Raw genomic sequence first — 18,800 nt, 5'->3', positions numbered from 1 at the left:
AGATTGTGTCTGAGCGTCAACAAAGTGACCTGGATACAGCGGAACAACCCCAAGGTGCGGGACCCTGCTGCGGGAAGGTTTCCGGAACGGGAGGTGTGGATCAGTTCGCACAGGTCAAGGATCTGGTTGCGGTCAAGGCTTGTGGTAGTATTCATGGCAGCGGCTTGTCTTTCATCTGAGGTTTTTGTTTCTACACTTTGAATTATCCCAGATCGGGCAAGCCGCCCTCACATCCCCCCTCGGGATAAAGCGTTAGCTGAGGGAAACCAAAACACCCCTATGAATAAGCCTCAATGTAGGAAACTTGCTGCGAGAGATCGACAGAAAGCAATCCTTGAAACTATTTCAAAAGTCTCTTAGTATCCGACGTAATCTCGCCGAAGAGTCTCCGAACAGCCTTCAGAGCAAGAGGGATCTTGTTGGCTCTTTGAACAATACGGCCTCCTTGAGGCTTATTCACAGCCATCCTCAAGTGCGCTCTGACTAGGGGTTTCGCTGGTCGACGCGTCGCCTGTGAATAAGCCTCCTTGCTGCGAAGTGTTGAAACGGGGCGGGCGTCAGAGCTTTATCGAGAATCACTCAAGATCTCGCAAGATCTTGCTGAAGCGTACCCTAAAAACCTCGAAGTCAGAAGGGATCTGGCTATCACCCTTGAGAACGTTGCCAAATTGATTGAACGCGTCAATCCTGAACGGGCATTGGAACTTTATAAGAAATCTCTCAGCATCCGGCGCGACCTCAGCGAGGCTCAACCTGAAAACCTTCGAATCAAGCAAAACCTCATTACTTCTCTAAACAATATTGCCGATTTACTCCGCGGCAACGACCCCGAACAAGCATTGGAGCTCTACCGGGAAGCCCTTGTCATCTGTCGTGACCTCGTTACACGGCTGCCCGGAAGTATTCAGGCCTTGCAGGACTTGGGAATTTCGGCAGCACGACTGGCCCAGTTGCTGCCCACCGAGGACCCCGAGCGGATCTCCCTGTGGCGAGAAGCAGCAATCAGCCTCCGCGACGCGCTGGCAATACAACCAGAAAACAAAGAACTGGCACGCATGTCCTACCACGCCGCCCTTTACTACGCCGACTGCGACCCCGACGACCGGGACGAATGGCTCGCCTATGCCGCCGAGCTGGCCGAACGCTTCGGATTCGAGGAGGACTGACTCAGACCCCACTCCGAAGACCCCTCACCGGGGGGCTGGGCGCAGGTTCTGCGGATACTCGTCACGTGGTTTCGACATGGGTCGCTCCTTCGTCGCAGCCCGGCTCAACCAGCTTCAGTCCGGCTCAATCGGCTTCGGGAACGGGACGGTAGTTCGCCGCGAAGACGTCCTCCGGGACGAACCACGAGTTGCCGGTGTCGTCGGTGACCCGCCACTGGTCCTGACCCGCGACGTCCTCGCCCTCCTGGGTCGCGACCCGCTCCCCCGGTTCTGCGCGTCGCGCCCGCACCTCGCCGGTGCGTTCGTACACATCCCCCTCGACCTGCGCGTAGGTGGCGGCGAAGCAGCCTGGTGTGATGCTCCAGGTGCGCTCCCCGGAGCTGATGATCATGTCACCGGGCTGGGCGGTCATGGTGCTGCCGGAGTCGGTGGTCCAGGTCTCGACCCGTTCGGCCACCCGAACCAGCCTGACCCGACCCGAACGGCGAAACCGAGCGCTGGTGTCCATGCTCCGACACCTTACGTCAAGCAGGTTGGACCAGCACGTGAGCGCCAGCGAACGGCTGAGTCGAAACCACCTCGCACCCGAATGGCAGACTCCAACCCCAGGTCCCCGGACACCCGCAAGAGGTTTCGACACGACCCACTCGCTGACGCTCGCAGGTCGGCTCAACCACCATCGGCACGACCGGCTCCGCCCTGTTGTCCGTCATGGAGTCGTGAGGTCGATTCCTGGAGGTTGGCGTGGCCATGGAAAATCACAAGGACCGGGACTCGGGTCAGGCGTACCTGCTCGGGGCGGTCGTCGTCGTGCTGCTGGTGTTGGCACTTGGCACGTGGGGCTGGCGGGAGACCGACCCGACCCTCCAATGCCTCGATGCCCTCTACCGGGCCTTCCAGCTGTTCGCCCTGGACATGCCCGAACAGAACCCCCCGCTGACTCTGAATCTGGCACGCTGGCTGGCCCTGATCATCGCGTTCTTCACGGTGGCGAAGGTCCTCCTGGCTGTTTTCACGCACCAGAAGCAGCTCTTCGACGCCAAACGGCGACGGAACCACGTCGTCGTGGTCGGCAACGGACCGGAGGCGGCGTCGCTGGCAGGCAACGACACCTACCGCGAGGCGGGCACGAAGGTCGTGGTGGTCGGCGACCTCGACCCCTCCGACCAGGCCTGGCTGGCCGGCAGGGGCGTCTCGGTCCTCCCGGATCTCAGCGACGCGCACCTGACGCGGGTGATTCGCGGCGCCGGAGACGTGGTGATAGTCGGCAGCGACGACAACGAGACCGCGAACCTGGTCAGCCGCGTCGCCTCGAGCGCGCCCGAGGTCAAACCGCTGGCGCTGTTCGACTCCCCCGCCCTGGCCCGGCAGTGGACGCGCACATCCTCGGACGCCACCCGCTCGGTGTGTCGCGTGACCCAGCTGGCGCTGGAAACCCTGCGGCTGTGCCCGCCCTTCCCCAGCGACGCCGCCGTCCCCGACCCCGTGGTCGTGGGCGACGGCCCCCTGGCGGCCGAGCTGACGCGTCGCATCATCCTCGGCTGGCAGCACGACGGGTGGCGACCCCGCGTCCTCTGCCTGAGCGAACGAACCGGCTGGGCCGACGAGCTGGTCCAGAAGTTCGGCGACGCCGTGCAGGTGGAGCGGATGACCCTGCTCCCCGCGTGCGTGGAGGCGAGGGCTCGGTATTAGGAAACTCATGAGCAATATCTGTCTGCTCCCCGCGTGCGTGGAGGCGAGGGTCAACGAGTTCCGCGACACCTGGGTGCCACCGGAGAAGGGCAGGGGAACGGTCGGCGGTATCCGGGTCTACCTGGCGTTGACGGAATCCAGCGACGCGGTGACCATCGCCCGGGAGCTGCTGGAGGACCCCACCACCCACATCGGTCTGGTGGTGGACCAGAACACCCACTGGAAAGACCTGTTCGGGGACGTCGCCGACCGGGTGCGGTTGATCTCCCGGGACGCGTTGCTGGCCGACCCCGAGGTCCTGGAACGCAACGAGGCCGACCTGCTCCGCGCCGAGCTGCGCCGCGACGCCGAGAGCTGGCCACCGGACTCCCCGAGCCTGTTCAGCGCGAACATCGTGCGGGACACGGACAGCGGCGAGATCATCGACGTCACACCCGATACGCGCCGGCTGGAACTGGGCGTCGACCTGCTCACCCGGGACGACGCGCGAGCGGCCCGCGAGGTGCTGGAGGCGGGAGGCATGAACGCCGAGACCGGGATCCCCCTGGCACCCGCTCCGCTGGCGGGGCCGTCGCAGCTGCGATCCATGCAGCTCAGGCTGCGACGGCTCCTCGCCGACGCGCTGCCCGGGGACGCCGATGCCCGCGACGTGCAGCAGTGGGCCATCGACCTGGCGTCCCGCCTGCCGGAGATGATGCAGCGTTCCGGCTGGACGGTCACCAGCGACACCCCGCCGCTGCTGGACTCCGGGAGCATCGAACACCTGGCGCAGCAGGTGCACGAGAGCTACCGGCGGCAGGGAATGGCGGAGGGCAACCCGACGGGATCGCGGCTGGTGGAAACCCCGTGGGAGGAACTCTCCGGGTTCAACAGAAGCAGCAACCGGGCGGTGGTGCTGGACTACCCGGTGAAGCTGGCCTCCGTCGGCCTCGGCTGGCGCCGCAGCGAAACCCCCGCGCCCGCGCCTGCGCTGACCGGCGAGCAGATCTTCACCCTCAGCGTCGCCGAACACCGCCGCTGGAGCCACTTCCAGCGCCGCAACGGTCGCGCGGGCCACTACTTCAACAAGCCGTGGAACGATCTCACGAAGGGCCAGCGATCGCTGGACGAGAACGTCGTCAACACCATGGGGGAGTTTCTGGCCTCGGAGGGCATCGAGATCTTCCCGGAGGTCGCCGACTGAGCGGTCCCGCCGAACTTCCCCCGGTTTTGCAGCACCCAACCCGAGAATCAGGCCCCGATGGGCCAAAATCCGGGTTGAGTGCTGCGCAACCGCGCCGACCGGAGCGAACCCACCCTCCCATTCCCGGTTACGCCCATCCCCCCGGTTTCGTACCAGTGCGCGCATGCACCCGCTCGGCGACGCTCGGCCGCACGGGCCAGCTCGCGGGGAAGGCGGGGTCCCGGGCCAGATCGAGCAGCTCCGCACTCGCCCCGGCCTCCGCCCCGGCCCCACCGGCCCGCCATATCTCCATCGCGGCCTCCAGCGCGGAAAGCCCCGTCTCCAGGGGCCTCCGGTCACCGGTGACCACGCACAACCGCAGGTCGAACACCCCCTGGGCGGTCAGGCGCCGCGCGTCCTTCGTGGTGGATGCCTCACCGGGACCCTGCGGCGGGCAGGGATCCACGTCCTCCTCCTCGGCTTCCATCCCACCCGCGGCCAGCGCGTACCGGGGCGCCTGCGGCCGTCCCGCCGTCCCGGCTTCCGGGATCGCCGTTCCCGTCAGGACATCGGCGGCCTCCAGCAGCAGGTTCCTCGATGCCGGATGCCCCCGGATGCGCGAGGACACCTCCGGGCTCCGCGCCAGGAATCCGAGCAGGGCCAGCAGCGGTTCCCGCCACTCCCGGTCCACCTCGATGCGCACGGCCAGGCGCCCGAGGAGGGTGAGTTCCTCCAGGTCCAGCAGCAGGGGATCGAGCAGCAGATCCGAGTTGTCGCGGCACCAGCGGATCTCCGCCAGCCCGCGCAGCAACCCCAGGGCCTCGCCCCCGCACACCTGGTAGATCCCGGATCCACACCCCTCCTCGGAGACCACGTCCAGCAGCCCCCTGGCGACGGGCCTCCCGAAGACCTGTTCCACCCCGGGTTCCGCCACGCCGACGTCCCCCACCAGGCACGACGGCACGAGGTCGGGGCGCGCGGGGTCGAGGTCCAGCACGGCACCGGGCAGGTTGATCGCGACGGCACCGGCGGGCGCGACGGGTTCGCGTCCGATCAGCACCATTCCCAGGCCGATGTTGCGGATCGGCGCCCGTTCGGTTTTCATCACATGCCCACCCATTTCCTGGTGCAGCACCTCAGTCCTCCGTTTCCGGGAGATCGTCACCCCGGAGCGCGGGACGACACCTCGTGAACCCGTTCCCCCACGACGGGCTCCACCGCGGGCCGTCGCACCTCCGCCCGTCGCACAGTCGCTCTCGTGATGATTCCACCGGGTTCCTTCCTGTTCAGCTCTTCATGACGGACGGCCGCCAACCACACCCTGTCCACCGGATGGACGACGGCCACGCAGCTGCGCGGTGTCGTCGAGCCGCACGCGGCCAGACGCACCACCTGTGTCATTTCTGTGTCAACTTGGATCCCCCACCCCCTTCTTCCACGTGGTTGCGAAACACTTTTGGCCATGACGGGGCAAGGAGCCGCAGCCGACACGGCCAAGGATGCGAGGTGGCGCGACATCGACATCGCCCCCTTGGCCGAGGCGGCCTGGCACATCACCCACGCCGAACGATCGGCCCGGTTCCATCGCCTCACGAGCTGTCCCACCCGGACGGCACCCTACGGCCACACGGACCCCGAGGGCACGGGCCTGCACCCCGCCTGCCGGGAAGCGGGGTGTCTGGATCTCCACCACGACCTGCTCGAACGCATGGTGAACCAGCTCACCCGCGACAACAGCCGCCACCCGGGCCGCGTCATCAGGAACCTTCCCGCGTACCTGATGCGGGTTGCCAGGAGCCAGCTGTCGGAGCAGAAACGCGCCGAACGGGTCCGGATCGGCGCCCGGGCCAAACCCACCCGCAGCGACGGCGCCCCGGGGCGTGTGCTGGCACGGTTCGAGGGCCTCGGCGATCTCCGCAGGGAATGGTTGACCAGGCTGTTCAGGATCATGCGGTCCTACCCCTTCAGCCCCACCCATGTTCCCGGACGCTGGCCCGTCGACGGGCTCATCGAGGAACGCGCCAAACTGTCCGACGGCCACACCCCCACGCGCGAGGAGATCCGGAAGGACATCGCGTTCGTCACGGAAACCGCGAAACGAACCCTGGGGGCGCGCTGGGTTCACGAGAACCTGACCCTCCCACTGATCAGCAACGACGCGTTCGAGGAGCTGCGGGAAGAGCACGCCGCCACCGACATCAACCTCACCGACGTGGTGCTCGGCAAGCAGCTCGTCGGCCTCTACCAGCACCTGCGCTCCGGGGCCCTGTCACCGACGACGGCGTTCCGTCTGGCGGCCGACAGGATCGGGGGCCGGGCCCCGGACCGGATCACCCCCGACATCTTCGCCATCCTGAAGGACCTGGACACGGCCGGCTGAGCTTCCGTCCGTCATGGATCCTGTTCGCCATGGCCACCCCCTGGCCCGGAACGGCGCCTACGCCTTCGTCGAGGTCTACAACGACGGCACCGTGATCCCCGTCCACCCCGACGGCGACCCCGTCACCTGAGAACGTAGGAGAACCATGTCAACATCATTCGACCTGAGACCCCTGTCCCAGCAGATCCACAATGTCGGACGCGAGGTCATCAACAACCTCGGAAACCAGATAAACGGCGTCCAGGCCCATCTGGGCGCCGTCCGCAACGACCTCCAACTGACCCGCACGGAGCTGGCCGGCCTCCGCGAGGAATTCCGGCAGTTCATCGAGGAGACCGCCCGCGCCGCCGCGGTGCAGCAGTCGCAGATGAAGGTCGTGGACCTCAAGGCGCGGCTGGACCGGGAGTTCGGGCACTACTCCGTGGTCCGCCAAACCTCCGTTGGCCTGCTGCAGGGCTTCGACATTGGCGACATCTCCAACGCCGTGGCCACCAGCGTCGCCGAGGAGCTGATGACCCAGACCCCCCGCTACTGGCTGGCCCCGGCCCTGGCGGCCCTGGCGGCCTGGTCCCACGACCGCCGGGACATCGCCGAGAAGTCGGTCGGGGAGGCCTTCCCCCGCGACCGCCACAAGACCAGCCTGTTCTTCACCCTGGTGCTGCGCCGCCAGGGACGCATGTCCGGTTCGGTGCGCTGGCTGCGCCACTACGTAGCCTCGCTCGACCCGTCGGCGCTGACCCGGGAGTTCGCGGTCATCCTGGAGGCCAGTGCCTGCAACGCCTTCGGCCCGGAGGGCAGCGAACTGCTCTCCGCGAAACTGTCCGAGTGGCCCCGGGAACTCCGGCAGTACCCGGAGGCCGTCGAGGAGCAGGTCGGGCGCTGGACCTCCGAGCTGGAAACCCATCAGCTCCGGCTCGGCGACAACGAATACCAGGCCCTGCGGCACCTGTGCACCCAGTGGGACACCATCCGGGGGAACATGGAGGCGGCCTCGGCGCTGCCCGAGGTGCTGGCGAAGTACCGGCAGGTGCGCGACCACGAGGCGGTGCCACCCGCATCCCTGGAGGACCTCCTGGACGACATCCTCGACACGCTGGTGACGGAGTTCGACGCCGAGGAGCTGCCCCTCAGGCGCGAGGTCACCTACCACGAGGCCATGGTCGAGGAACGAGGGGACCTGGAGCGGGCGGAGAGGAAGGCGGAGCTGCTGCAGGAGGCCCTGGAGGAAACCAACGACGCGGTGACCATCCAGACCATGGGCGCGATCAGCCCCGAGCTGATCGGCATCAGCGTCAACACCCAGAAGATGGCGATCGGCGTGGTCCGGGACGACTTCCGCGCCGCGGTCGGCCGCTACTGCAGCGGCTACCGGGCGAAGGAGGAACCCGACGTCGTCCTCGATTTCGGCGCACACCACTCCAACCACGCCGCCACCCACGGTTTCGTCGGAGCGAAGGTTCACGTCAACTCCGGCCAGCAGGCCGCGGAGGGCCTCCTCCGGGAGGCCTGGGGCAACACCATGAACCCGCAGATCGAACAGGCCCGTTTCAACAACAAGTACTACCTTCTGCCCGCCCTGATCGCCGCCGGTATCGCGGTCGTGCTGCTCATCATCCACCCGTTGGCGGGGATCCTCGCGGCGCTCATCGGGGCGGGGGTCGTCTGGTACCTGGGTGAGCAGAAGAAGAAGGCCGCAGCCCGGGAGGTCGAGGCGCTGGAACGCGCCAGGCAGGAGGCCTACGACCACTCCGTCCAGCTCTACCGCAACGCCATGGCCGAACTCACCGACGCGAACCTGACCTACAAGGAACTGGACGCCTTCGAGGCCCCCCTGCTGGAGCTGATCGACGGCTGGCCCACCGCCACCAGGGAGAACTGACATGTCCGAACCGACAACCCCCGCCCGAGGCCGACACCCCGCCGTCGTCCGCCGCCCGGTCGCATCGCGTTTCGTGCCTCGCGGCGACACCCCGGCTCCGGGGCCCCGCTGGTGCAGCACAACGTGCTGCGCCCCGGCCGCGGCAAGGACAGGCCCCTCACCGGCCGGGAACGGCTCATGGCCGGCGACCTGCAGTGGGAACCGCTGCCGCCCGGCAAGCTGTTCGTCAAGCGGGGATCGGAATGATCCCGGGGCGTTCCGACGGGCTGTTCTTCATCGATCCGCCGGAGGCGCCGGACAGGGAGGAGATCACCGACCTGTATTTCCGCAAACACCTCGGGGCGGATCCGTCGCGGGCATTGGCCGACGGATCCCGCTCACCCTCCCAGTTCCCACACGGCGGAGGCGGGCAGCCCGACGAGCCGGTCCGACATGACGTGCCCGCGGCCGGCCATGCCCAGCACCACCCCGCAGCGGAACCGGTCCCCCAGCCTGTCGCGCAGGAACCGCAGGCCCTTGAAATGCTCCGAGCGGTAGGTGCCGGAGGTCTTGACCTCGATGCCCACGACGGTGCCGTCGTCGAACTCGGCGACGACGTCCACCTCCACGCCGCCGCGGTCGCGGTAGTGGAAGAGGCGGAACTCCTGCTCGCTCCACGTCTGCTGCTTCAACAGTTCGGTGGCGACGAACGCCTCGAAGGGACCACCCAGGGCCTCGGCGGTGACGGGCAGGAGCCGCGCCTCGGTCAACCAGGCCAGGCGCAGGGCCAGAGCGGAATCGCTGACCGCGACCTTCCTGCGGCCCGTTTCCCTGCTGGTCAGGTTCCGCGACCACGGCGGCAGTTCCTCCAGCGCGAACACCCCCACCAGCACGTCGAGATAGGCGGTGACGGAGGTGGCGGGAAGGTTCGCCTGTTCCGCCAGCCACGCCTTGACCAGCTCACCTCCCTGATTGGCCGCGATCAACCGGAGCAGCGATTGCAGCCGCGCCGCCTGGTGCCCCGACTGCAACAGCACCGCATCCCGGTTCAGCACCCGGGCGACGTAGCCGTCAAGCCACGCGTTCCGGGTTCGCCCGCTCAGGAGCCGCACCTCCGGGAAGCCGCCCCTGGCCAGGGCCCGTACGTAGTCGGGGCGGGTCCAGGTCGTCTCCCAGCGGCGGGCGTCGGACAGGGCGGGCAGCGCCGCGAAGAAGTCGTCGCGCCGATTCTCGGTCTCCCCCACGCTGAAGCCCCGCAGCCGCAGCGTGACCGCCCGGCCCGCCAGCGAATCCCCCAGCCCGGGCATCCGCAGCAGATCGGAGGAGCCGGTCAGGATGAACCGGCCCGGGCGGCGGTCGCGGTCGACATCGGCCTTCAGCGCCCGGGTCAGCCCGGGCGCCAGCTGGGCCTCGTCGATGACGAGCGTGCCATCCCCGCCCTGCGTCAGGAAACCCCTGGGGTCCTCGCGCGCGGTGGCCAGCTGCTCCTCGTCGTCCAGGGTGACGTAGGTCGCCTCGGTGTCCGCGACGAGTTGCTGCGCCAGAGTGGTCTTCCCCACCTGCCGGGCGCCTTCGATGACCGTCACGGGGAAGGTGGCCAGGTACTCCCGGCCAACCGGCAACGCATGTCGTTCGACCAGACCAGACATGCCCCAAACCTACTCGGTTCGTAGGTTCGCAGAGGAATTCTCGTAGGTTCGCAGGCATATTTTCGTAGGTTCGCCCCGTCACCCGCCACCCTTCCCGACGGGAACGCCTGCCTTACGGATGAACGCCAGCGCTACATCGCAAGCACACGACCACAAGACAAGCGCACCGCGGGGGGAGCAGCGAAGAGTGCAGCGAGCGCGAAGCGCCCCGGCCCGGGATGCCGGGACCGCCGGTCGGCAAGTATGTTGGATCATGACCCCTGACCGTTCCGGAAGCGCCCCGGCCCATGATGTAAGGATTGCCATGAAATCCGACCACCCCGCCCTCGCCAAGGTGCAGAAGCTGCTGCTCAAGATCAGCAGCAACCTGCAGAAGGCCGACGAGAACACCTTCACGCTGCGCCACGAATCGGCTCGGGCGTTCATCCGGGTCGATGAAGAGGACACCAACTCCTTCGTCACCATCGAGATCCTCATGGTCAAGGACCTCACCCTCACCCCTGAACTACTGGAGTTCGTCGCCCTCGACAACTCCTACACCTTCGGACACATCTACCTCGAACCCCTCGACGGTTCCGCCGTCCTGATGTTCCGCCACACCCTCCTGGCCGACAACCTCGACGAGGACACCCTCGCCTGGGCGGTCGTCGGCATGCTGAAGTCCGCCAACAACGACGGCCAGAAGATCAAGGAACGTTTCGGCGGCAGTCTGTTCCACGAGGCGTCCTGACCCCGGCACCTCTGCCCATTCGAGACACTCGACGCGGGATCACCCGCACCGCCCCGTTGACACGGCTCCTACGATGAAATCATGGAGTCCGTCGCGCACTTCCTCTACCTGACGAACGTGATTCTCTGTGCCGTGCTGGCCGGCTATCTGCTCAGCTACGTCATCACGCTGGGGGCCTATTTCACGCACATGCTGAGGAGCGGTGGGCTGGAGAAGCTGCAGCAGTCCTACGCGCCTTTCCGCGCCGGCTCGAACGTGAAACTCCTCTACGGCACCTGCTACCTGGTGCAGCTGGTCGTCTCCGTCGTCTCGCTGCTGCTGAACCTCTCCCGGCCGCTGCCCGCGCAGGTCTACGCGGTCGCGGTGCTCCCGATCTTCCTGACGGTACACGTCGCAACGGGGTTCGGAACCGTCGAGGAGAAAATGGTGAGTGGCGGCGCCCTGACGCAGCAGGAAATCGACCGCTACACGAAACTCAACCGGCCACTGCACCTGTTCTACGCGGCCCTGTACGTGATCAGCGCGGCCTGGTTGATCACGGCGCTCGCCCGGTGAGGCCGGCGGAAGCTGCGACGAGGGTCCAGACCGTTGGCCTCACGGCCGGCGGCCGTCACGTGTTCGCTGTTGGTGAACTCGGAGAGGGTTGCCGCGTTGACCGTGTCTCCCGGCTTGTTCGGTCCCCAGTTCCACAGCACGGTGGTGCTGGGCACGTTCGCCTGCGCCGGAGCCCGGTAGTAGGCGTTGTGGTCGATGCCGGTGACCATCTCGTTGGCGTACACGGCGGCGGAACCGTCGGTGTTCTTGTCACCGGTGACCTTCATCGTCATCGCGTAGCGCCACGGGTCATCTCCCAGGTTGGTCTGCTCCGAGGAGAGAATGTTGTTGTAGATCGTGGTGTCGGTGGTGTCCCACGACAGACCGTGCTCGACGCTCCACTTCTGCGGACTCGTGCAGGTGCCGTTCGCGTCGCGCTTGTTGCATCCCTTGGAGCGGGTGTCCTCCTGGATGAAGATGCTCGTCAGTGCGTGCGAGATGGTGTTGTTCCAGATCTGGGTGTTGTCCGATCCGGAGACGTGGATCCCGGCGCCGGCACCCTCGATGATGTTGGAGGCGATCATGTTCTTGGAGGAGACCTCGTTGAAGATCGCCACCGGCACGTTGACGAAGTAGTTGCCCACGATCTGGGAGTTGATGACGCCCTCGTCGAACCAGACACCCACCCGACGATCCGCGCCGTAGTTCTCCGGGAGGGAGGCGTCCTTGCCGGAGTTCGAGTAGTCGACGGTGTTGTGGGCGAAGCGGATGTTCTCGGCGTGCGTGATCTTGGTGTCACCGAGGGTGCAATAGGCCTCGCACGTGGTTGTGTTGAAACCCGAGGTGTTGTTCGATGTCCACCGGTTGTGTTCGACGGTGATGTTGCTGGACTTGTCGATCCCGAAGCCGCCCGCACCGTTGTTCTCGAAGACGTTCCCGCTGATCGTCGAGTTCTGCGAGTTGGCGACACCGAGGGCCGACGCCGCCGAGGAGTAACGGAAGGTCGAGTTCTCGATCCTGAGGTCGGTGGCCGATGCGAACACCATGGCGCCGCCGCTCAAAAGACCGATCTCGGGGTCGGCGTAATCCCATTCCTGCACGGGCGAGTACTTCTCGACCGTCACCCCTTTGAGCGCGGACCCGGCCGCCGAGATGGTCAGGGCCCGCGAGCGCTGGACCACCTCCACCGTGTGCTCGGCGGGGTTGACGCCGATGACGTAGGAGGTGCCGGTGTGGGGCTTGACGTTGTACCCGCCCCGGCTGTTGCCGGGTTCCTTCAGCGTGACGGGATCGGGGTCGTCGACGAAGAAGCTGGAGGACGTCACCTCGGCCCTGGTCGCGACCTGGGTCAGGGGCTGGCCGTCCACGAACACCTGCTCGGGATGGGCCGCCATGCCCTCGACCTCCGGGTCCTTGTTCGTGGTGCAGACGTCACAGAACCGCACCATGTCGTTGGCGGTCGCCCAGGTGCCGTCGCCGGCGTCCTTCCACGTGGTGGGGTTCTTCGCGCCCGAGATCACGGGGTCACCCCCGCCCGCGCCCGCCCCGGTCTCGTCGTTATGTCATTCGGAAAGATTTTGTGGCGTATACGCTCTAAAACCTTTCACGACGTCGCGAAAATCTTTCGCCCGGGCATCGCTACGGCCCCGCATCCCGACCCTCCTGCTGATCGCCTGGCTCCGCGGACGCGGTCGCTGGCACATCCAGCATCGAGGACAGCCGTAACCACCGCCCCAACCGTCCCCGGCCCAATCGCCGGGAAGACGCCGCGAGCAGGCAGGTCGCACACCACTGATGGGCTTCTACGAGGTTGTGGGTATCGCGACCTATGATGAAGTCAGAGAGTTGGATGCAGACTGTCGAGTGACGTGGAGGAGGCGATTCAGATGACATGGGCGAGCGACGTGCTTCGCTACATGGAGAGTAGGCAGCACCTCGACGGACGCACCCAGAAGCACAAGCTGCTCTACTACGCACAGGCCTGGTCGCTTGCCTGGACGGGCAGTCCCCTGTTCGAGGACCGGATCGAGGCCTGGATCAATGGTCCGGTAGTCAGCGATGTCTGGCACGAGAAGCCCCACCCCGCTGGCGACATGGACGCCGGCCAGAAGGCCATAGCCGATGCGGTGCTGACGCACTACGGCGAGAAGACCGGTGAGGAACTCTCCGTGCTGAGCCATGCCGAACGGCCTTGGCGCGAGGCCCGGGGCGACCTTCCCGACAATGCCCGTGGTACCACCGAGATCACTCACGACTCCATGCGTCGTGAGTACACGCGTCAAAGCTTGAACGGCACCGGTCCGGTGCGGCCCTCAACGCCCCTGCAGGATGCGGATCCCGACCATGCCGTGAATCTCGCAGCCCGCATGGGCCAGCGCTGGAGCCGCACCTTGGCTCTCCTGGCCGAGTGACGACGCGAATCGGCCTTGACCTCTGCTTGAAAATCTACTGGCAAGAGGTCAATGCCGGTTCCCTTTGCGACCGAGAAAAGCTCGAAAGCACACTGGCGCAGCCTTTTCAGTCATTCGGCGGCACCGACCTGTATCCCACGCTCATCGAGAAGGTCGCGCGCCTGACCTTCGGAATCGCCGAGGCTCAGGCGTTCCAGGACGGCAACAAGCGTCTCGCCTGGCTCATCGCAGTGATTTTCTTGAATCTGAACGGCATGGAACTGGATGTGGACCAAGATGAGGCCGCCCACGTCATACGCGCCCTCGGCATCTGGGACAAGAACGACCAGCGCCTTCTGGACTACGCCGGCCTGATCAAATGGTTCAACGACTGCACGAAAATAACAGTGCAATGATCTTGAACCACCGGATATTCTTGACCCCACGTACAGACCCTCAGATGATGTGCCCAAGAAATTTGTCGAAATCTCGGCCGAACCATGAGCCCGACCTGGTTGTCGGAGTCATGCCCCACCCCTACATCGGCGCTGGCGCATCCAGCGCCGAGGAACGCGCAGCCTCCCTGGGAAGAACCTTGAATGACGTGGTCTCCGACGGTTTGCGGCTCCTGCTCGCGGAACGGCCTGGGCCGCACCGGGAGATCATGCTGCAGGCCTTCGGTGGCAGCGGTCTCCTACCGGGCGCCGTCCTTGAGGACAAGGACGCCCTCGCGCCCCTCCTCAAGGGCAACGACCGTAGGTGTTGTTGACCTTTCCCTGGCGCGCGCAAGCCATAGCCGTCTCCTTCCATCGAGCTGTATCCGTAAGGTGGTCGTCACCACCGGCGAATACGCCTACCGTCGCGACGACGGGGTCGCGGTCATTCCCCTCGGGCTGCTGGCCTAGAAGGTTGGGGACCCGACCTTCCCTCACTCCACTTCGACACCCACCGCGTGCCGTCCCTGCGGTTCCGGTTCGGGGGATGCGACGGTCAGGGCCGCGATGCCCGTCGTGATGGGGACGCTCAGGATCAGGCCGATGGCGCTGCCGAGGGTGCGGACGATCTCGCTCGCGAACATTTCCGCGTTCAGCAGGGCGGTGGCCGGGCGGTCGGTGAAGTAGAGCAGCAGCAGCACCGCCATGGAGCCGCCCGCGTAGGCGAAGACGATGGTGTAGATGGTGGATGCGATGTGGTCGCGACCGATCCGCATGCCGGCGGCGAACAACTTCCCCCGCCCCATCCTCGGGGCCGCGGCGCGCAGCTCCCACACCGCCGAGCTCTGCGTGATGGTCACGTCATTGAGCACACCGAGCCCGCCGACGATGATGCCCACCATCAACAGCTCCCGGAAGTTCATCCCCGGCAGGAGCTGCGCCAGGTCGTACTCGTTCTCCTCGGCGAAACCCGACAACCGGGCGAACTCCGCGGACAGCGCCCCCAACCCGGCGGTGACCGCCAACCCGAGCAGCGTGCCGGCGAGGGCCGTCGACGTCCGGATCGAGACGCCGTGCGCCACGTAGAGCACCACGAACATGATCGCCGTGCCCCCGACCAGCGCCACGGCGATACCCGGTTTTCCGGTGATGAGCGCGGGCAGCATGAATCCGACGAGCACCACCCCGGCGAATCCGAGCCCCAGCAGCGCGAACAACCCCTTCCAGCGCGCCACCGCCAACACCACCACGACGAACAGCACCGCCAGCACCCCCAGCACCGGAAGGCGATTGACCGACGAGTAGGACCAGCTGATCCCGTTCCCGGTGTCGATGCGATTGACCTCCATCACGTCCCCGGTCCTCAACCCGGACTGCGCCTGCGGGCCGAGCAGCGAGATCTCCACCGACGTGCCCGCGTCCTCGCCGGTGGAGATGGTGACCGTCGCCGTCAGGCATTTCGCCTGCCCCACCTGCTGGGTGTCGCAACCCTCCTTGATGTCGGTGATGGTGGCGCTCTCGTGGGTCAGGTTCTGGGCGTCGTAGACCTTCTTCACCATCGAGGAGAGGTCCTGTCCCGACGGCCACAGCCAGATCAGCCCGGCCACCGTGAGCACCCCGATCACCGCCAGGAAACCGATCAGGACGTTGCGCGCCGTCCAGTTCACCCCCACGTGTTCCAGTTCCTCCGTCGAGTGAGAATGTGAATGTCCTGCGCCCATGGGGAAACACGATACTCGGCGGCCCCGATCCTGCCCCGTTCCGCAACGGATGGGCCGGATTCCCACCGGAATGACGATCGCGACGGGTAGCCTTGCGGCCATGCTAGAGAGCGCCTGCTACCGGCACCCCGACCAGGCCACGGGGATCGTCTGCCAACGCTGCCACCGTCCCATCTGTCCCCGGTGCATGGTGGCGGGTTCCGTCGGATTCCAGTGCCCCGACTGCGTCGCCGCGGGTCGCCGGCAGACCCGTCAGGGGCAGCTGCCCTACGGTGGTTCCCGCAGCAGCCGGCCCGCCCTGACCTCGCAGGTGCTGGTCGGGATCAACGCGGTGGTCTGGTTGACCATCCTGCTGACCGGCGGGCAGAGAAGCCCCCTGTTCAGGATGCTGGCGATCCAGGCCCAGGGATTCTGCGCGACGGAGCGTTACATCCTCGCGGCGGATTCCCCGGCCCAGTGCGCCGCCCTCGGGGCGACGTGGACCAACGGCGTCGCCTCCGGGGCCTGGTGGCAGGTGCTGACCAACGCCTTCACCCACCTCGACGTCATTCACATCGCCTTCAACATGGTGGCCCTCTACGTGCTCGGACCGCAGCTCGAATCGGTGCTGGGGCGCGCCCGGTTCCTGGCTCTGTACCTGATCTCGGCGGTGACCGGATCGGCCGTGGTGATGTGGTTCTCCGACCCGTACATCACCACCATGGGCGCCTCCGGGGCGATCTTCGGGATGATGGGGGCGGTGCTGCTGATCGCGTGGAAACACCACGGCGACGTGCGCAGCATCCTCGTCTGGTTGGGTGTGAACGTGGCCATCACGTTCGTGGGGTCGAGCTTCATCTCCTGGCAGGGACATCTCGGCGGTCTGCTCGGTGGCATGGCCGTCACGGCCGCCCTGATCTGGCTCCCCCGCGAGCAGCGGCAACGCTGGCAGTGGCCGCTGGTGGGTCTGGTCGCGTTGCTGGCCGTCGCCGCGATCGTGGCGCGGGCGGTGACCATCGCGGGCTGACCCTCCCCCGCACGAAGCCGGCTGAGCCGGGGGGCACGAGGAACCTTCCCGAAGCTGGTTGAGCCGGACCGCGACGAAGGAGCAGTCCGAGTCGAAACCACCCCACAACCGGTGGCCAGAACCCGGCCCCCGGATACCTAGCTGAACATGGCCTTGATGAGCGGCCCGGCCGTTCCGGATCCCGACTGGCCGTCCTGGACGAAGGCCGCCACCGCGTACTTGTCGTTCCAGGCGATCATCCAGGCGTGGGCGGTGTCGGCGGCGGCGTCGCCGAACTCGGCGGTGCCGGTCTTCGCGCCGGTCATGACGCCCTGGAGGACGTTGCCCGACCCCTCCGCGACGACGGCCTTCATCAGCGTCTGGAGCTGCGAGGCCTCGTCCTGGGTCAGCGGCGTGGCCGTCGACTTCGCCTCGTGTCCCTTCACCAGCCACGGGATGCGCGTCTCACCGGCGGCGACGCTGGCCGAGACCGTCGCCATGCCCAGCGGCGACATCTCGACACGGCCCTGCCCGATCATGCTGAGCGAGAGGTCGAACGGGGCGTCGGCGGACTCCACCTTCCCGAAGTTGGAGGCGAACCCGGCGTCGTAGTCGGTGCCCACCCCGAGGGTGGCGGCCGCCTGCTGCAGCTTCTCCTGGGACATCTTGTCGGCGTTGGTCCCGAACGCGGTGTTGCAGGAGTTCGCGACCGCCTGGGTCAGGGTGATGCTGCCGGTCTTGTCGGCCGGGTAGCCGTCGTAGTTCTTCAGCTGCTTGTCGCCGATCTGCATGGTGGCGGGGCACTGCACCACCGAGTCGGCCCGCAGGCCGGCGCGCAGCAGCGCCAGCGACGAGACGACCTTGAACGTCGAGCCGGGCGCGTACTTCCCGAAGGTGGCGTAGGGGTATTCGCCCGAGCCCTTCGAGTTGGCGGCGGCGAGCACCCCGCCGTCCTTGATGTCCAGCACCACCAGGGAGGCGATCCCGGAGCTGACGTGGCTGTCGAGCACCGATTCAGCCTTCTCCTGCATGCCGCGGTCCAGCGAGAGCTGGATGGGGCTGCCGACGCTGGACTCCTGGGAGAACAACGGGACGGGATCGACGTTCTGGCCCGAACGCCCCACCACGTCGATGTTGATCTTCGGCGCCCCCCGCAGCTGCTCGTCGTAGCGCTGCTGCAGGCCGCTGATCCCGACCATGTCCGAGGTCATCAGGGCGCCACCCGATTTCTCCACCTGTTCCTTCGACGGGTTCCCGACCCGACCGAGCAGACCGACGGCGAAGGTGTCGGAGGGTGCGACGCTGGCGGAGGACTCCTTCACGAAGGCCCCGGGGATGCTGGAGACCGTGGAGGGCACCTGGTCCTGGGAGACGGTCTTGGCCACCACGAACTGCTTGGGACCGCCCGCCAGGACCTTCTGGGTGTACTCGTTGGCGTCGACCCCGAGCAGCTGCGCCAGCTGCTCGGCGGCCGCCTGCCACGTGGACTCCTCGGACTTCGACTTGTCGATTCCCACCTGGTAGACGGTGCGTTCCTCGACGAGCGCCACCCCGTCGCGGTCGTTGATGGCGGCGCGTTTCGGCCAGCTGCGCTGGTGTCTGAGGCGCGTCGTGGCGGAGAGTTTCTCGTGCACCACCGTCGGTGACCACGTGACCTGCCAGCTGCCGTCCGCGTTCTCCAGGGGGACGGTGGTGGTGTACTTCCAGCCCTCCTGGCCGACGGGGAAGGTGTAGTTGAGGTGCGCGGTGGCGGTCTTGCCGTCGGCCGCGTAGCGGATTCCCGCCGACTCCACCGTCGGCGTGATGTCGTCCATGCCGGCGAAGATGGTCTTCAGCTCGGTGGTGGCGTCGGCGGGCGGGGCGGACAGCGGGATGCCCGTGAGGTCCAGTTTCTGGATTCCCGCGGCGAGCCCCGCCACCACGTCGTCGGCGGCCGGCACCCCGTCGGGTGGGGTGTCGCGTTCCTGCCCGGAATCGCCGGGCGCGCAGCCGCCGAGCATCAGGACGGAGGCCGTCGCGGCGGCCAGCACAGCCCTCCGGGGGGTCTTCATGGTCACGTCGGCTCCCTTCCACAATTTCGCTGCCACGAGACTACCGGG

At 66.7% G+C, this 18,800-nt stretch carries 18 protein-coding genes; 12 read left to right on the top strand and 6 right to left on the bottom strand.

The features are described from left to right. Positions 1 to 527 precede the first annotated feature (527 nt). A complete protein-coding gene (locus tag E0E39_RS15545; RefSeq protein WP_130875572.1) occupies positions 528 to 1,166 on the top strand; it encodes a tetratricopeptide repeat protein in 639 nt (212 codons plus the stop codon). Between the two features lie 124 nt (positions 1,167 to 1,290). Here E0E39_RS15545 and E0E39_RS15540 read toward each other — a convergent pair whose 3' ends face one another. Beyond that, on the bottom strand, positions 1,291 to 1,674 hold the full coding sequence (locus tag E0E39_RS15540; RefSeq protein ID WP_130875571.1) for a hypothetical protein: 384 nt from the start codon (positions 1,672 to 1,674) through the stop codon (positions 1,291 to 1,293). A gap of 242 nt (positions 1,675 to 1,916) precedes the next feature. On the opposite strand from E0E39_RS15540, the gene E0E39_RS15535 reads away from it, so the two are divergent. Together E0E39_RS15535 and E0E39_RS15530 are read left to right on the top strand one after the other, a co-directional pair. Next, entirely contained in the window at positions 1,917 to 2,858 is a 942-nt protein-coding gene (locus tag E0E39_RS15535; RefSeq protein WP_130875570.1) for a potassium channel family protein, read from the top strand. A 7-nt stretch (positions 2,859 to 2,865) separates the two neighbouring features. Then, complete coding sequence (locus tag E0E39_RS15530; protein WP_130875569.1) at positions 2,866 to 4,041, top strand: hypothetical protein; 1,176 nt, start codon at positions 2,866 to 2,868, stop codon at positions 4,039 to 4,041. Between the two features lie 127 nt (positions 4,042 to 4,168). Here the strand turns inward: E0E39_RS15530 and E0E39_RS15525 are convergent, their stop codons facing one another. Next, entirely contained in the window at positions 4,169 to 5,155 is a 987-nt protein-coding gene (locus tag E0E39_RS15525; RefSeq protein ID WP_130875568.1) for a hypothetical protein, read from the bottom strand. A 327-nt stretch (positions 5,156 to 5,482) separates the two neighbouring features. On the opposite strand from E0E39_RS15525, the gene E0E39_RS15520 reads away from it, so the two are divergent. The 3 genes from E0E39_RS15520 (at position 5,483) to E0E39_RS16670 (ending at position 8,525) form a co-directional block, all read left to right on the top strand. Continuing rightward, positions 5,483 to 6,400, top strand: coding sequence for a hypothetical protein (locus E0E39_RS15520; RefSeq protein ID WP_130875567.1), 918 nt, complete (start codon positions 5,483 to 5,485; stop codon positions 6,398 to 6,400). A 145-nt stretch (positions 6,401 to 6,545) separates the two neighbouring features. Continuing rightward, positions 6,546 to 8,279, top strand: a complete 1,734-nt coding sequence (locus E0E39_RS15515; protein WP_130875566.1) for a hypothetical protein — start codon at positions 6,546 to 6,548, stop codon at positions 8,277 to 8,279. A 111-nt stretch (positions 8,280 to 8,390) separates the two neighbouring features. Beyond that, the gene (locus E0E39_RS16670; protein ID WP_281275608.1) at positions 8,391 to 8,525 is read left to right on the top strand and encodes a hypothetical protein; all 135 of its coding nucleotides are present in this window, start codon (positions 8,391 to 8,393) and stop codon (positions 8,523 to 8,525) included. A 131-nt stretch (positions 8,526 to 8,656) separates the two neighbouring features. On the opposite strand, the gene E0E39_RS15510 is transcribed toward E0E39_RS16670, so the two are convergent. Then, positions 8,657 to 9,907, bottom strand: a complete 1,251-nt coding sequence (locus tag E0E39_RS15510) for an ATP-binding protein (protein ID WP_130875565.1) — start codon at positions 9,905 to 9,907, stop codon at positions 8,657 to 8,659. 304 nt (positions 9,908 to 10,211) lie between these two features. Here E0E39_RS15510 and E0E39_RS15505 point away from each other — a divergent pair, with 304 nt between their 5' ends. Then, on the top strand, positions 10,212 to 10,637 hold the full coding sequence (locus E0E39_RS15505) for a T3SS (YopN, CesT) and YbjN peptide-binding chaperone 1 (protein ID WP_130875564.1): 426 nt from the start codon (positions 10,212 to 10,214) through the stop codon (positions 10,635 to 10,637). 81 nt (positions 10,638 to 10,718) lie between these two features. Next, on the top strand, positions 10,719 to 11,192 hold the full coding sequence (locus E0E39_RS15500) for a hypothetical protein (protein ID WP_130875563.1): 474 nt from the start codon (positions 10,719 to 10,721) through the stop codon (positions 11,190 to 11,192). On the opposite strand, the gene E0E39_RS15495 is transcribed toward E0E39_RS15500, so the two are convergent. Next, positions 11,135 to 12,691, bottom strand: coding sequence for a NosD domain-containing protein (locus E0E39_RS15495; RefSeq protein ID WP_245988385.1), 1,557 nt, complete (start codon positions 12,689 to 12,691; stop codon positions 11,135 to 11,137). The two genes, E0E39_RS15500 and E0E39_RS15495, sit on opposite strands and share 58 nt — an antisense overlap. Positions 12,692 to 13,057: 366 nt before the next feature. On the opposite strand from E0E39_RS15495, the gene E0E39_RS15490 reads away from it, so the two are divergent. The 3 genes from E0E39_RS15490 (at position 13,058) to E0E39_RS15480 (ending at position 14,330) form a co-directional block, all read left to right on the top strand. Then, positions 13,058 to 13,582, top strand: a complete 525-nt coding sequence (locus E0E39_RS15490; protein ID WP_130875562.1) for a Panacea domain-containing protein — start codon at positions 13,058 to 13,060, stop codon at positions 13,580 to 13,582. Next, positions 13,579 to 13,977: a type II toxin-antitoxin system death-on-curing family toxin gene (locus E0E39_RS15485; RefSeq protein WP_245988383.1), complete on the top strand. Its 399-nt coding sequence runs from the start codon at positions 13,579 to 13,581 to the stop codon at positions 13,975 to 13,977. The genes E0E39_RS15490 and E0E39_RS15485 overlap by 4 nt, the downstream gene beginning before the upstream one ends. Positions 13,978 to 14,087: 110 nt before the next feature. Next, the gene (locus E0E39_RS15480) at positions 14,088 to 14,330 is read left to right on the top strand and encodes a hypothetical protein (RefSeq protein WP_130875561.1); all 243 of its coding nucleotides are present in this window, start codon (positions 14,088 to 14,090) and stop codon (positions 14,328 to 14,330) included. A gap of 159 nt (positions 14,331 to 14,489) precedes the next feature. Here the strand turns inward: E0E39_RS15480 and E0E39_RS15470 are convergent, their stop codons facing one another. Continuing rightward, positions 14,490 to 15,716 (bottom strand): YibE/F family protein, encoded by a 1,227-nt coding sequence (locus E0E39_RS15470; RefSeq protein WP_207302526.1) that lies wholly within the window; start codon positions 15,714 to 15,716, stop codon positions 14,490 to 14,492. Between the two features lie 100 nt (positions 15,717 to 15,816). Here E0E39_RS15470 and E0E39_RS15465 point away from each other — a divergent pair, with 100 nt between their 5' ends. Continuing rightward, positions 15,817 to 16,722, top strand: coding sequence for a rhomboid family intramembrane serine protease (locus E0E39_RS15465; RefSeq protein ID WP_245988381.1), 906 nt, complete (start codon positions 15,817 to 15,819; stop codon positions 16,720 to 16,722). A 137-nt stretch (positions 16,723 to 16,859) separates the two neighbouring features. On the opposite strand, the gene E0E39_RS15460 is transcribed toward E0E39_RS15465, so the two are convergent. Then, the gene (locus tag E0E39_RS15460; protein ID WP_245988493.1) at positions 16,860 to 18,752 is read right to left on the bottom strand and encodes a penicillin-binding transpeptidase domain-containing protein; all 1,893 of its coding nucleotides are present in this window, start codon (positions 18,750 to 18,752) and stop codon (positions 16,860 to 16,862) included. Between the last annotated feature and the right edge of the window lie 48 nt (positions 18,753 to 18,800).

The organism is [Pseudopropionibacterium] massiliense, from assembly GCF_900607225.1.
Lineage (GTDB): Bacteria > Actinomycetota > Actinomycetes > Propionibacteriales > Propionibacteriaceae > Arachnia > Arachnia massiliensis.
Note: the sequence above shows the minus strand (reverse complement) of the source record. Positions and strands in the feature narration are given on the sequence as shown.

Bases quoted from the DNA above. Each gene is read 5' to 3' on its own strand.
- E0E39_RS15515 (WP_130875566.1), top strand. From the start codon at position 6,546: ATGTCAACATCATTCGACCTGAGACCCCTGTCCCAGCAGATCCACAAT.
- E0E39_RS15505 (WP_130875564.1), top strand. From the start codon at position 10,212: ATGAAATCCGACCACCCCGCCCTCGCCAAGGTGCAGAAGCTGCTGCTC.
- E0E39_RS15520 (WP_130875567.1), top strand. From the start codon at position 5,483: ATGACGGGGCAAGGAGCCGCAGCCGACACGGCCAAGGATGCGAGGTGG.
- E0E39_RS15480 (WP_130875561.1), top strand. From the start codon at position 14,088: ATGCCCCACCCCTACATCGGCGCTGGCGCATCCAGCGCCGAGGAACGC.
- E0E39_RS15460 (WP_245988493.1), bottom strand. From the start codon at position 18,752: ATGAAGACCCCCCGGAGGGCTGTGCTGGCCGCCGCGACGGCCTCCGTC.
- E0E39_RS15465 (WP_245988381.1), top strand. From the start codon at position 15,817: ATGCTAGAGAGCGCCTGCTACCGGCACCCCGACCAGGCCACGGGGATC.
- E0E39_RS15535 (WP_130875570.1), top strand. From the start codon at position 1,917: ATGGAAAATCACAAGGACCGGGACTCGGGTCAGGCGTACCTGCTCGGG.
- E0E39_RS15540 (WP_130875571.1), bottom strand. From the start codon at position 1,674: ATGGACACCAGCGCTCGGTTTCGCCGTTCGGGTCGGGTCAGGCTGGTT.
- E0E39_RS15490 (WP_130875562.1), top strand. From the start codon at position 13,058: ATGACATGGGCGAGCGACGTGCTTCGCTACATGGAGAGTAGGCAGCAC.
- E0E39_RS15530 (WP_130875569.1), top strand. From the start codon at position 2,866: ATGAGCAATATCTGTCTGCTCCCCGCGTGCGTGGAGGCGAGGGTCAAC.
- E0E39_RS15470 (WP_207302526.1), bottom strand. From the start codon at position 15,716: ATGGGCGCAGGACATTCACATTCTCACTCGACGGAGGAACTGGAACAC.
- E0E39_RS15500 (WP_130875563.1), top strand. From the start codon at position 10,719: ATGGAGTCCGTCGCGCACTTCCTCTACCTGACGAACGTGATTCTCTGT.
- E0E39_RS15510 (WP_130875565.1), bottom strand. From the start codon at position 9,907: ATGTCTGGTCTGGTCGAACGACATGCGTTGCCGGTTGGCCGGGAGTAC.